Origin of the sequence: Thermotoga profunda AZM34c06, assembly GCF_000828675.1 — a bacterium.
Classification (GTDB): Bacteria; Thermotogota; Thermotogae; order Thermotogales; family DSM-5069; genus Pseudothermotoga_B; species Pseudothermotoga_B profunda.
The window spans coordinates 117,168-130,480 of sequence record NZ_AP014510.1; the positions used below are offsets into that span (position 1 = coordinate 117,168).

The window sequence follows — 13,313 nt, forward strand, 5'->3', positions numbered from 1 at the left end:
GGAGGCTGTGTCATGCCAAAGGTTTTGGTTGCAGCAAGGACGTTTGGTAAATACTCTCAAGAACCTGTTGATTTCTTGAGGAAACATGGTTTTGAAGTCATAGTTTTTGACAAAGAAGATTTATCGAGTGTCATAAGTGATGTTGATGCTCTAATTATTGGTACTCCAAAGGTTACAGAGAATATGCTTGTTAATTCTCATGTCAAAATCATATCAAAACACGGGGTAGGGGTCGATAACATTGATCTTGCAGCAGCTACAAGATTAGGAATACCAGTAACTATAGCACAAGGTGCAAATACTGAGTCTGTAGCAGAGTTAGTCATAGGATTCATTTTTTCATTAGCAAGAAATATAGTTTTTGCACATATAAACGTTAAAGAAAATCTATGGCCAAATGTAATTGGTATGGAAGTTCATGATAAGGTGCTCGGACTACTTGGATTTGGAGCCATAGCTAGAGAAGTTGCAAAAAGAGCGTTGTGTCTCGGAATGAAAGTTGCTTCATATGACCCGTATGTAAGCAAAGAAGATATAGAAAGAACTGGTGTAACATATGTCAATTTTGATGAAATTTTCAAAATTTCTGATTTTGTCTCAATACATGTACCCTTAAATGAAAAGACAAGAAATCTAGTAGGAGAAAACGAGCTAAAAATCATGAAGAAAACAGCTTTTCTGATAAACACCGCAAGAGGAGGAGTAATAGAAGAAAAGAGTTTGATAAAAGCATTGAAAGAAAGATGGATAAATGGAGCGGCACTTGATGTCTTCAATGAGGAACCTCTCAATCCAAGTTCAGAATTGTTTACTTGCGGAAATGTTGTGATGACTCCTCACATGGGCGCGCATACAATTGAAGCAGTTTACCGCATGAACATGATGGCTGCCAAATCTATTGTTGATTTTTTTGAAGGACGCATACCTGCACACATAGTCAACAAAGAAGTTCTATCTAAACTGCAAAAGAGAGGTTGATTCAATAATGAAGATAGAGTATTATGACTTTGCTCAAGCTACAGTACCTGATGACAGAGTCAAAGCTATTTTGGAGCCACAACATATTTCTGGAATTGAGTTGAATGAATTTGATTTGCAATTAAGAAAATTACTGCAGGAAAAGCTCGTTGATAAATTACGTGGTGTGAAAAAACTGTTGCTTTTGATTGATGACATAACAAGACAGACACCAGTGTCGTGGATTTTACCGGCGGTGATTGATACTGCCAATTATTGTGGAATAGATGACTCATCAATTACTATTCTTGTGGCCACTGGAACACACAGGAGTATGACTTTGTCAGAACAGATAAGAAAATGTGGTGAGTCAATCGTAAAAAGGATAAAAATAATATTTCATAACTACAAAGAAGATGTTGTTGAACTTGGGACAACACCTAAAGGGACTAAGATAGTTGTCAACAAACTCGTTTTGGAACATGATTTTGTCATTGGTATAGGAATGGTTGTACCCCATAGAGTTGCTGGATTCAGTGGTGGTGGAAAGATAGTTCAACCGGGTATTTCCGGTGAAGAAACCACAGGTCAGACTCATTGGCTTAGCGCCCAATTTGAAGGGCGAGAGATTCTTGGAAAGGTAGAGAATCCCGTTCGAGAAGAAATAGAAGCCGTTGCCGCCGCGGCTGGATTGAGGTTCATAATAAATGTCCTTCCTGATCGAAATGGTAGACCCATAAGAGTTTTTGCAGGTGACCCATTATCGACCTTCAAAGAAGCAGCTGAATTCGCAAAAAAAGTTTATGGAGTAATTGCTAAAAGTTCAAAAATAGTTATCACTGATTCTTATCCTGCTGATATCGAAATGTGGCAGGCATCCAAGGGGATATATTCGGCAGATCTTGTCTTGGAAAAAGATGGTGTTTTGATACTTGTATCGCCATGCACAGAAGGTGTAGGCGCAGAATTTGGAAATCTCATGATACGGTATGGCTATAGAGGATATCAGGATGTCAAATTTCTTATTGAAACAGGCGAACTGAAAAATTTAATAGTAGCAGCGCATCTTGTACATGTTGGAAGAGTAATAAAAGATAAAGGTATAGGTATTCTGGTATCCCCGGGTATAAGTTCAGATATCGGTAAAAAATTGGGATTTGTTCCAGCCAAGAATTTAGATGAAGCAATAAAAATGGCCGAAGTTCTTGTTGGACCACAGGATTTTGTTATTTGCAAGTGTGGAGGAGAATTGTTGCCAATAATTGAGTAGAAAAGAAGGTGGTGTTTTAATGGAGGCTTTATTACAAACCTTCTCGACTGGAATGTCAGTGGTTTTACAACCCGGAAATATACTCATTCTTTTCATAGGTGTACTTTGGGGTATGATTTTTGGCGCAATACCTGGCCTGACAGCAACGATGGGTGTTGCACTTGCTCTACCAATTACTTTTGGAATGAATGCCGCCAGTGGATTAATCTTCTTGTCAAGTATCTATATTGGTGGTATATCCGGGGGTTTTATATCTGCTGGTTTGCTCAATATGCCAGGTACACCATCTTCTATTGCAACATGCTTTGAAGCTTATCCAATGACTCAGAAAGGTAAGGCATCTTTGGCCATGTCTTTGAGTTTGATGTCATCCTTCTTAGGTGGTACCATAGCTGCATTTTTGATGATCATAGCCACTTATGCACTTGCTCAGATTGCACTGAAGTTCGGACCATTTGAGTATTTTGCTTTAGGGTTACTTGCCTTTGGTGGTTGTATGGGCATGATGGAAGGTGGAATCCTAAAGAATGCTATAGGTATAGTTTTTGGGCTCTTGCTTGCAACGATTGGTTCAGACATGTTGACGGGTGTTGGTAGATTGACTTTTGGCATTCCCGATCTGGTAGCGGGCATAGATATACTTCCTTTACTAATAGGCATGTTTGGTATCTCTGAAGTACTTCTTTCTATCGAAAAAAGAACGCAGAATGTTGTTCCAATCGAGGCAAGAAAATCCAGTATGGGGTTTCGCGCAGTAGCTGAAGCGTTGAGAATAATAATTAAACAACCGATCAATTTCATAAGATCACTGATAATTGGTTTTGCCATAGGAGTTTTTCCGGCAGTTGGTGGGGCAACCTCATGTGTTATTGCTTATGGCATGGCAAAATCGAGTTCCAAACATCCAGAAAAATTTGGAACGGGTATTCCTGATGGAATAATTGCTTCGGAAACGGCGAATAATGCAACTATTCCGGGTGCCTTGGTTCCACTGCTTGCCCTTGGTATACCTGGGGATTCCGTAACGGCTGTTATGATAGGTGGCTTCATGATTCATGGTCTTTTCCCGGGACCATTGTTGTTTAGGGACGGTCCACAATATGCTTACACAATATTTGCTGCCCAATTGATAGGTAATTTGGCGATGGTTCTTCTTGGCATTTTGTTGATGAAGTTTTTCATTAATGTTCTGAGTATTAAGTCTTATTATCTATTACCCATCATAACAATATGTATGGTAGTAGGGGCTTTTGGCTTGTATAACCGAATGTTTGATATTTGGGTCATGCTTGTTTTTGGAATAGTTGGATATCTTTTAAGGAAAGTCAACTTTCCTCTTGTTCCAGTTATAACGGCTTTTGTTTTAGGACCAATAATTGAAAAAAATCTCAGGCAAGGCTTAGCTCTTTCTGGAGGAAGTCTGATGCCTCTTGTCGCAAGACCAATCTCACTGGTTTTAGTTATTGCGGCAATTTGCTTGTTTGTGTTTGGACTTTATATAAACTCCGTTGTTGCAAAAAAGCAGGGTTGAAAAACCCTAAATTAGAGGAGGTGTTTTCATGATCAAGAAGTTGCTGGTTTTTGTTATTCTGTTTGTCTTGTTTACAGTGGGAGCCTTTGCTGAAACGGAGAAATACCCAACCAAACCTGTTAACGTTATAGTTGCCTATGCAGCAGGTGGAGCCAGTGATTTGACAGCCAGGCTGATTGCAGAGTATTGGAAAAAGAATACTGGTCAGGACATGGTTGTGACGAACGTAGTCGGAGCGGAAGGCGCTATAGCAGCAAGGCAGGTAAATAGTGCTCGTGCCGATGGATATACTGTTTTATGGTATCACGAAGCGATGTTGGGAAATTATTATCTTGGAGTTTGTGACCTAAACTGGTATCATTTCACACCAGCATGTGTGGTACTGAAAATTTCTACTGTTTCTGTTGCAAGACCTGATATGCCATGGAAAAATGTAAAAGAAGCCATTGAAGATGCGAAGGCAAATCCTGGAAAATATGTGTATGGTCTTGGAACTGGTGGTGTTGCGTATTGGGTCTATGCAGGATTTGAGTCCGTAGCACCGAAGGCATGGCGTACAGTACCATTTGAGGGTGGAGATACTCAGAGAGCAACAGCTCTACTTGGTGGTCACATTGATTTAACAATGGTTTCCGCTGCTGGTGGATGGTCATTCCTAAAATCTGGCCAAATTAAGCCTCTGGCAGTTCACGACGAAGAAAGAAATCCCCTCATGCCTGATGTTCCAACAGCGAAAGAATTGGGATATCCCGATGTCATATTCCAGTTGACCAATACTTTCTTCTTCCCGCCAAAAACACCATCTTGGATTGTAGAAGAATTCAACAAAATTATGGCGAAGATAGTTGAAGATCCAGAATTTCAGAAGAAAGCTGCTGAGATCGCAGCGGCAGTACCGTATTTCAAAACAGGCAAAGATCTCGAAGATTTCTGGAAGGCTATGGATGTTAGATACAAGAACCTAAACGAAATGATGAATAAGAAATGATAAATTACCAGTGGCGTGTTTTCAATGACACGCCACTGTCTTTTGGATAGAAAGGAGTGTCGGCAAAGCATGACTTCAAAGAAAAATATTGTAGCTGCTATTTCTTTCTTAATTTTGGGTATACTGATATTCTCAGAATCCTTTAAAATTCGTTTACTGAAATTTGGCTCGGCACTTGGTGGAGATTTTTTCCCAAAAATACTTTCGATTGGCCTTATGATTTTATCTTCAATATGGCTAATTCTCAATATATATCAATTTGCAAAAGAAAGAAAAAAGCAAGAAAGAGTAGCAAGCAAATTTGCCTTGACCAGAGTGATGTTGTTTATAGTTGTTTTCGTTATCTATATTGTTGTACTCAGATGGTTTGGTTTTACAATTCCAACGATAGCTCTGGCTTTGGCAAATTATCTTTTACTAAAGGATCGATTTCAGTACAAAGACCTTTTCATTGGAACTGGATACTCTATTTTGGTGACCCTCTTGATTTGGTTTTTATTCACCAAGATACTTGGATTGATGTTGCCCGTGGGTATATTATAGAAACTACGTTTGATTTTTTTATGCTCTCAAATATCCCATAGAGGTGGCATATTGAATAGATCTCGTCCAACCAGAACAATCACCTATAACGTGAAGATTTTTGATTATATCGTTGTTGAATTTGTTTGAATAGAATTTCACTTCGACTGCATAGAGCAAGTTATCAAAATACGCAACACCTTTAATGACTTCATCGAGTCTATCGATGAAATCCACCAGAGACTCTCTGATCTTTGAAGGAAAGACCAAATTTGCATCTCCCAAAATAAAGCTGTTGTCGTTCAATGTGGGTAACACTCTTCCGAGTCTTTTTGTTCTTCTGTATTCTTTGAAATCTCCATAGGTTTGCAGTATCACCTTTTCGCTGTCGCCGGCCAGAATATTTGCAAGCTTTGCAAGGTTTTTCCCGTACCCAGTGGGATCTTTGAATGGTTCTGTGAATCTTGTGGTCACAAGTACAGCAAAATTCGTGTTTTCAGTTTTATGATGTGTATCTGAATATCCATTCACGGTGGTGAAATCTTCATACTTCTCTAAAGTCACCTTGCCAGAGGGGTTCTGGCAGAATAATCTACACATGTAACCCGTTCTTGCTTTGTATCTGACCTTCACTTCGTACATATCGAGAAATTTTTCCATAACGTGGTTGGGTAATTCATATCTTATACCAATATCGACATAATAATTTTCTTTCACAAGATGGGGATATTTCTCTTTAAGTCGGTCCATCAATTTGTGTCCACTTCTTCCAACGGCGATTACAACTTCATCAAAAAGATATTCACCTTTGTTGGTGAAAACTCTGTGCTTATCGCCAATTTCTATATCTTCAACTGTTGTATCAAAAGAAAACTCGATGTTTTTGAATGAAGAAAAATATTCAAAAAGATTGTTGTTGGTTTCTTTAAGTACATCTGTCCCAAGGTGGAAGAAATATGCCTTAACGGGTTCAAATCCATGGTCATAAAAGATTCTGTAAGTTTCTTCATCTGAAAATGATTCACCATACTCGATCTTTTTTCCATCCTTTTCAAAAGATTTAAGATACTCAACCATGTTGGTTTTCTCTTTCAAAGTGGGTTTGTATCCCGAGTGGGTTAAATAGAATATCACCGTTTTCTGCTGTATTTCAATGGGAATATCCAGTTCTCCACCCATACCTCTGCTGATGAAGATCTTCCCGTCCATTCTTACACCAGAGATTGTATTGTGCATGTGGTCTTTGCCTCTTTCAAAGACCGTTACGTGATAATGATTTATTCGTCCATTTTCTATTAATCCTTGCATAAAACCAATGGCAGCTGCACCAAATCCAACTATACCCAGTTTTCTCATTATCGATACCTCCATATGTTATTTAATCACGAGTTTGACGATCTTCAATCTTAGATTCAACTAAGTTCAAAATCAAGGTTCTTAACTTGATTATTTACTATTTTAGTATTCTAATTGCCATCGAAAGAGGACTTCCGTCATTTTTTCATTTTTGTAACTCCGTATACTATATAATGGAAGGCGCCAACCAGGATCCTGGGAAAATACCCCATCGTATATTGGCATAGGTCTAATCTTTTGGTATTCAAACTCAACGAGTGTATCACCAAAAATATAGTCATTATCTTAAGGATATATTACTCGTTAGAAATCTATCTTTATCCCAATTGATGATTTGGTCTCTCAGTTAGTAGTTTCTATTTTAAGGTTGATCTTCGAAACTTTTCTCAATAATCCTTGTGGTTAATGATCTCATGGATATGGTTTTATTCAAAGGCTACACCAGGAAAAAGGTGTGGCCTTTTTTTGTTTTAACTTCAATGTTACATTAGATAGGACTTTGGAATCTTCACAGAACTTTTAAAGGACAAGTAACAACTTGACAAGAACGGAAGGTCTATAATGTGATTTGCCTACCAAAAAATCGAGGTGTGTACTTTGACAATTCTTGGTATCGACCCTGGATTTGGTATCTTGGGATATGGTATTCTTCGGGCCAGTGGTAACCTTTTTGAACATGTAACTCATGGGGTAATACAAACAAAAAAAGAGCAAAACATAGCATTACGCTTGAAATATTTGTATGAAAACCTTTGTGATTTAATCGATGAATTCAAACCTGATGAAATCGCGATGGAAAAACTGTTTTTTTCTCGAAATGTGACAACTGCGATATCTGTGGGTGAGGCAAGAGGAATTGTGTTGTTATCAGCAGCTCAAAGAAAGATAGAAGTCTATGAATACACACCACATGAGATAAAAAAAGCAGTAACTGGTGATGGTAGGGCTATGAAAAGAGACGTTCAAGAATGGATGAAGATCCTACTCAATCTATCGCAGATACCAAAGCCAGATGATGCGGCTGATGCACTTGCCATTGCTTATTGTCATGGTGTAACCAGAAATTTCATTCGGAGGTTCAGCGTATGAAGAGAGTCTTGGTAGAAGATCTGCAATTAACCTTTGGTGAATTTGCAAGCAAAATAGGGTTTCAATTTCCATGTGATTGTGTGGTTCAATCCATTGATTATGATAGCCAGACCAATACATTGATCATAAGAACCGATAAACCAGTCAAGCTCACAAAAGAACTTTACAGGTCTCTGGAAGATTATTTTGAGACCTCTATTGTTTTTCAATCGATCGCCTCGAACGACTACATAGACCTTGATATGCTCAGAAAAGAACTCAACGGAAGTTTTCCTTACGTCCAATCTGCTATCGTTCAGCAGCAAAAGGTTGTATTGAAAGTGTCTGGGGAATTCGGTAAAGATAGAATCAACAGTAAAATGAAGCAAGTGAAACAAGTTGTTGGTCATTTACTTGGCAAAGATCTGGAGATAGAAGTCCAAGTCGAAGAACCAAAAGCACTGCTTGAAGAACCAAAGGTGATGGTAAAAAAGCAAGAACAGAAGAAAAAGGCGAAAAAAATAAACCAGTATCACACTCCATCCGATCTACCCGAAGATACTGACAACGTGAAAATCGCTGGACAGATCTTCAAAATGGAACTCAGAGAAGGTAAAAAAAGGTTTGTTACGATTTACCTTACAGATAAAAAGGATTCAATTACATGCCTTGTCTTCAACAGTGTTATCGATCAAGTGATCAACGAACTTCAGGAAAAAGATTGGGTGATCTTGGGGGGAACTCTCAGATACGATGAATCTGGGGAACCTATTCTACATGTCAAAAACTTTGAGAAAATCGAACCGATGATCCGCATAGACGATGCGCCACAAAAGCGAGTCGAGTTGCATGCTCATAGTAAATTGAGCGATCTTGACAGCGTTTTAGATATAAATGAATACGTTGAAAGGGCTTCGCTTTGGGGATGGAAGGCTGTTGCTCTTACAGATCATGGCGTGGTCCAAGGAATACCGTATTTTTACGAAGCGTGTAAAAAAAATGGAATAAAACCTATATTCGGAGTCGAAGCTTACTTGGTCAATGACTCAGATCCTGTAGTACTTGGCACCGATGATGTGAATATTGATAATAAAAGATTTGTAGTTCTGGACATCGAAACAACAGGCCTTCATCCTATGTTCTCGGAGATCATCGAAATAGGTGCGGTGGCAATTGAAGATGGTCAGGTAACAGAAAATTTTCACAGTCTTATAAAACCGCGGGAAAAGCTCAATAGTTTCACGATTGAATTCACGAAGATAACGGACCAAATGCTCGAAGATCAACCATCCATAGAGGAGGTCCTTCCAAAATTTTTCGAGTTCTGTAAAGACAGTATTGTAGTTGCTCACAACGCCAATTTCGATTACAGATTTCTCAGGTATTGGATCGAAAAAATCATGAAAATAAACTGGAAGATACCAGTCGTGGACACATTGGCTCTCGCAAAAAGACTTGTGAAACTGTCAAGTTATAATCTTGAGAAGCTCGCCAATTACTTTAAGGTTGGAACATTTTCTCATCACAGGGCTTTGGAAGATGCAAGAGTAACGGCACAGATTTTCATCGAATTGTTGAAAATTGCTAAGGAAAGAAATATAGAAACCTTTAAACAGATAGAAGGACTTCACAAAGAGTCTATACTAAAACAATCAAAACCATTCCACGCAACGATACTCGTTCAAAACAAAGATGGTTTGAAAAATCTATACAAACTGATTTCCAGTGCTCATGTAAAGTACTTTCATGGCGTCCCAAGGATTCCGAAAAGCGATCTTCAGTCATTGCGTAACGGTTTGTTAATAGGTAGTGGTTGTGTCACCGGTGAATTAATTCAAGAGATGTTAGCCGGTGCAAATGAAAGTGAAATAGAAGAAACTCTGGCATTTTACGATTTTGTCGAGATAATGCCTTTAGACCTTCTTCCAATTAGCAATGACCTTGGTTTAACACGCGAGAGACTCCGTGAAATCTATGAGAAACTCTATGAAATCTGTGAAAAAATAGGTGTACCGGTTGTGATGACTGGCGATGTACACTTTCTGGATCCAGAGGACGAGAAAACCAGATCGGTTTTGCAAGCACCACAACAAGATAATATCCCAGAACAACCTGCAGCCTATTTGAGAACAACACAAGAGATGCTTGAAGCGGCAAAAGAAATTTTACACGATGAACAAAAGGCCTTTAAAGTTGTTGTAGAGTATCCAAATCAAATAGCTTCAAGTGTGGAGGAAATCACGCCTCTTGAGAAAAAACTCCACACACCAAGAATCGAAGGCGCAGAGGATCAGGTGAGATCTATTGCAACACACAGAGCCATACAACTGTATGGTGAACCATTACCAGAGTTGATTGAAAAAAGATTGAACAAGGAACTCGATGCAATTATCAACCACGGTTATGCCGTTCTTTATTTAATAGCCAAGAAAATGGTCGACAGATCATTACAAGACGGTTATGTTGTTGGATCACGTGGATCAGTGGGGTCTTCTTTTGTTGCATTCTTAATGGGTATTACCGAGGTCAACCCATTGCCTCCACACTATTTTTGTGCCAAGTGTCATTATATCGAGTTTGTACAGAACAATGGCTATGGTTCTGGTTATGACTTGCCACCAAAGAGATGTCCCAATTGTGGTGAGTTTTTGAACAGGAATGGACAAGACATTCCATTCGAGACTTTCATGGGTTTTGAAGGCGATAAGGTACCAGACATAGACTTGAACTTTTCTGGTGATTATCAAGATGAGGCACATAAATTCATAGAAAAGCTCTTTGGAAAAGAGCATGTGTATCGTGCAGGGACTATAAATACGATAGCTTCAAGAACTGCTTATGGTTTTGTCAGAGCCTATGAAGAGAAAACTTCAAAAAAGGTCAGAAAAGCAGAAAGTGAAAGACTGGCCAATGCCATAACTGGTGTCAAGAGAACGACTGGACAGCATCCTGGTGGTTTGATGATCATTCCGAAAGAGTACGAAGTTTACGATTTTACACCTATACAATACCCAGCCAATACGAAGGAAGCAATGGTTCTAACAACACACTTTGATTATGAATCCATACACGATGACCTTGTGAAAATAGATGCGCTCGGTCATGATGATCCAACTTTCGTAAAACTCCTCAAAGATATAACTGGTATTGATCCCATGGAAGTCCCAATGGATGATGAAAAAACAATAAAAATTTTCTCGACCTTAGAACCACTTGGTATAAAGCCAGACGATATAGGTACAGATGTCGGTACACTTGGAATTCCCGAGTTCGGTACTCAGTTTGTTCGTGGGATGTTATCTGAAACACGACCGAAGAGTTTTGCGGAATTGGTCAGAATCTCAGGACTCTCTCATGGAACAGACGTGTGGTTGAATAACGCACAAGAATGGATAAGACAAAAGAAAGCCACTCTGTCAGATGTCATAGCTTGTCGTGACGATATCATGAACTATCTCATAAAGAAGGGTATGAATGCCTCCAAAGCCTTCAAGATCATGGAAAATGTTAGAAAGGGTAAAGGGATATCCGAGGAAAATGAAAAAGATCTGAAAGACCTTGGCATACCTGAATGGTATATTGAATCTTGTAAGAGAATAAAATATCTATTTCCGAAAGCGCACGCAACGGCTTACGTGAGTATGGCATTTAGAATTGCGTACTTCAAAGTACATTATCCGCTGGCATTTTATGCCGTCTATTTCACACTCAAAGGTGATGAATTCGATGTCGAAGCAGCACTCGGTGGACCAGAGGTTGTGAAAAAAAGATTGGCGGAACTATCAACGATAATAGACAAAGATGTCAGAGAAAAGTCCAAGGAGACAACACTTGAATTGATGCTTGAAATGTTTTGTAGGGGTTATTCCTTCTTACCGGTGAACATAAACAAATCAGACGCCAAGATCTTCATCATAGAAAATGGAAAATTGAGAATCCCATTGAACAAATTGCCAAACCTTGGCGATAACGTAGCCGAATCAATTATCGTGGCAAGAAAAGAAAAACCATTCAGTTCCTTGGAAGATATAGTTAGACGAACCAAGGTCAATAAATCTCACCTTGAAATTTTCAAAAAGATAGTTGAGTTGGAAGGATTACCAGAGAAAGAACAGATCAGCTTGTTTTAAGAGCTCTTAAAAACCATAGTGTACAATATAGCCAGGAGGTTTGAAAATGCTCCTGGCTTTTATTTCAGATATTCACGCAAATCTTGAGGCACTTGAAACTGTGATGAACGACATCAAAAGGAGAAATGTCGATAGAATCTATTGTCTTGGAGACCTTGTAGGTTATGGTCCAGATCCCGAAGAAACTGTCAAAAAATTGATCGATATCCCCACTGTTGCCGGAAACTACGACGACGGCGTCGGTTATTCAAGATCCAGCTGCGGATGTCAATACAACCCCGGTAGAGAAACAGAAGTTGGTGAAATCTCAATCAATTGGACCGTTCAAAATACTTCGGAAGAGGTTAAATCTCATCTTCGTTCACTGAAACACAGAATGGAGTTCGAAGTTGAGGGTGTGAATTTTCTTTTAGTACATGGAAGCCCCTTGAATGAATTGTTCGAATATGTTACTCCAGAAATCGATCAAGAAAGACTCAAAAAGTTCATTGAAAAAACCACAGCCGATGTAATAATCAACGGTCACACGCACTTGCCAATGGTCAAATGCGTGAATGGTAAATTGATAATGAATGCCGGAAGTGTTGGAAGACCAAAAGACGGCGATCCAAGATCGTGTTATCTCCTTGTCGAAGTCAAAAAAGGAGTTCTCTCGTACGAATTTGTAAGAATTGCTTATGATGTGAAAAAAACCTGTGAAAAAATAGCACAAGTAGGCTTACCGGCAGAACTTGCTGTTGTCATATCCTTAGGTTGTACCTACGATATGGGCAAAAGTAAGATAATGAGGAATTTCTTCGTAGTATGAATATGAATAAGATACATCAAATTCTTCAAGAGTATGGATTAAAAATAGAGAGTGAAAAAGAAGAAAAACTATCAAAATATATCGATCTGTTGATAAAAGCACCCTTGAATTTAACATCTATTAGAGATTATCAAGAGGCAATCCACAAACACATTGTCGATGTATTACTACCTTTGGATTCCGTTGAGGGAGAAGTTTTAGACGTTGGTACAGGAGGAGGAATACCAGGTATTGTTTATGCAATAGTCTTTCCAGTGAAGGTCACGTTGGTTGAGTCGATCAAGAAAAAGGTTGTTTGGCTGGAACAAACAATTGTCGAACTCGGTCTTGGTAACGTGAAAGTCATTTGCTCAAGAGCAGAGGAACTTGGCATTGAAATGAGAGAGAGGTTTGATATAGTAACAGCAAGGGCTGTGGCGGAACTCAGGGTTCTTGTTGAGTTTTGCGCTCCATTTTGCAAAGTCGGAGGCAAATTATTTTTTTACAAAGGCCCCAAGTGGAAGGATGAATACAACAATGCACAAAACGCAATCAAAATACTTGGACTTGAGACAGAAAAGATTATTGAGTATTCACTCAAAACAGGTGAAGAAAGAGCATTATTGAGATTTCGTAAAATAAAGAAAACCGGAGAAATCTTTCCAAGAAAAACCTCGATGATACTGAAAAAGCCACTATGAGGT

Annotated in this window: 10 protein-coding genes; 9 read left to right on the plus strand and 1 reads right to left on the minus strand. The window is 38.9% G+C overall.

Annotated elements, in window-relative coordinates:
* The first annotated feature begins 12 nt into the window (after positions 1 to 12).
* The 5 genes from TSP02S_RS00550 (at position 13) to TSP02S_RS00570 (ending at position 5,289) form a co-directional block, all read left to right on the plus strand.
* The gene (locus TSP02S_RS00550; RefSeq protein WP_041081114.1) at positions 13 to 978 is read left to right on the plus strand and encodes a phosphoglycerate dehydrogenase; all 966 of its coding nucleotides are present in this window, start codon (positions 13 to 15) and stop codon (positions 976 to 978) included.
* A gap of 7 nt (positions 979 to 985) precedes the next feature.
* Positions 986 to 2,227, plus strand: coding sequence for a nickel-dependent lactate racemase family protein (locus TSP02S_RS00555; protein ID WP_041081115.1), 1,242 nt, complete (start codon positions 986 to 988; stop codon positions 2,225 to 2,227).
* 19 nt (positions 2,228 to 2,246) lie between these two features.
* Complete coding sequence (locus TSP02S_RS00560) at positions 2,247 to 3,758, plus strand: tripartite tricarboxylate transporter permease (RefSeq protein ID WP_041083975.1); 1,512 nt, start codon at positions 2,247 to 2,249, stop codon at positions 3,756 to 3,758.
* Between the two features lie 28 nt (positions 3,759 to 3,786).
* Positions 3,787 to 4,746 carry a tripartite tricarboxylate transporter substrate binding protein gene (locus TSP02S_RS00565; protein ID WP_041081116.1) on the plus strand — a complete coding sequence of 320 codons (960 nt, stop codon included), beginning with the start codon at positions 3,787 to 3,789 and terminating at the stop codon, positions 4,744 to 4,746.
* A gap of 69 nt (positions 4,747 to 4,815) precedes the next feature.
* Entirely contained in the window at positions 4,816 to 5,289 is a 474-nt protein-coding gene (locus tag TSP02S_RS00570) for a tripartite tricarboxylate transporter TctB family protein (RefSeq protein WP_041081117.1), read from the plus strand.
* 18 nt (positions 5,290 to 5,307) lie between these two features.
* On the opposite strand, the gene TSP02S_RS00575 is transcribed toward TSP02S_RS00570, so the two are convergent.
* A complete protein-coding gene (locus TSP02S_RS00575; protein WP_041083976.1) occupies positions 5,308 to 6,627 on the minus strand; it encodes an NAD(P)/FAD-dependent oxidoreductase in 1,320 nt (439 codons plus the stop codon).
* Between the two features lie 594 nt (positions 6,628 to 7,221).
* On the opposite strand from TSP02S_RS00575, the gene ruvC reads away from it, so the two are divergent.
* From ruvC to rsmG, 4 genes are read left to right on the plus strand one after another with little or no spacing between them, the layout of a single operon-like run.
* On the plus strand, positions 7,222 to 7,713 hold the full coding sequence (gene ruvC / locus TSP02S_RS00580) for a crossover junction endodeoxyribonuclease RuvC (RefSeq protein WP_041081118.1): 492 nt from the start codon (positions 7,222 to 7,224) through the stop codon (positions 7,711 to 7,713).
* A complete protein-coding gene (locus TSP02S_RS00585) occupies positions 7,710 to 11,822 on the plus strand; it encodes a PolC-type DNA polymerase III (protein WP_082025828.1) in 4,113 nt (1,370 codons plus the stop codon). Before ruvC ends, TSP02S_RS00585 begins: the two co-directional genes overlap by 4 nt.
* Positions 11,823 to 11,868: 46 nt before the next feature.
* Positions 11,869 to 12,630: a metallophosphoesterase family protein gene (locus TSP02S_RS00590; protein ID WP_041081119.1), complete on the plus strand. Its 762-nt coding sequence runs from the start codon at positions 11,869 to 11,871 to the stop codon at positions 12,628 to 12,630.
* Between the two features lie 2 nt (positions 12,631 to 12,632).
* Positions 12,633 to 13,310, plus strand: coding sequence for a 16S rRNA (guanine(527)-N(7))-methyltransferase RsmG (gene rsmG, locus TSP02S_RS00595; protein WP_041083978.1), 678 nt, complete (start codon positions 12,633 to 12,635; stop codon positions 13,308 to 13,310).
* Positions 13,311 to 13,313 lie beyond the last annotated feature (3 nt).

Excerpts from the sequence above, each read along its gene's own strand:
- TSP02S_RS00550 (WP_041081114.1), top strand. The coding sequence starts at position 13 with ATGCCAAAGGTTTTGGTTGCAGCAAGGACGTTTGGTAAATACTCTCAA.
- TSP02S_RS00555 (WP_041081115.1), top strand. The coding sequence starts at position 986 with ATGAAGATAGAGTATTATGACTTTGCTCAAGCTACAGTACCTGATGAC.
- TSP02S_RS00560 (WP_041083975.1), top strand. The coding sequence starts at position 2,247 with ATGGAGGCTTTATTACAAACCTTCTCGACTGGAATGTCAGTGGTTTTA.
- TSP02S_RS00565 (WP_041081116.1), top strand. The coding sequence starts at position 3,787 with ATGATCAAGAAGTTGCTGGTTTTTGTTATTCTGTTTGTCTTGTTTACA.
- TSP02S_RS00570 (WP_041081117.1), top strand. The coding sequence starts at position 4,816 with ATGACTTCAAAGAAAAATATTGTAGCTGCTATTTCTTTCTTAATTTTG.
- TSP02S_RS00585 (WP_082025828.1), top strand. The coding sequence starts at position 7,710 with ATGAAGAGAGTCTTGGTAGAAGATCTGCAATTAACCTTTGGTGAATTT.
- TSP02S_RS00590 (WP_041081119.1), top strand. The coding sequence starts at position 11,869 with ATGCTCCTGGCTTTTATTTCAGATATTCACGCAAATCTTGAGGCACTT.
- rsmG (WP_041083978.1), top strand. The coding sequence starts at position 12,633 with ATGAATAAGATACATCAAATTCTTCAAGAGTATGGATTAAAAATAGAG.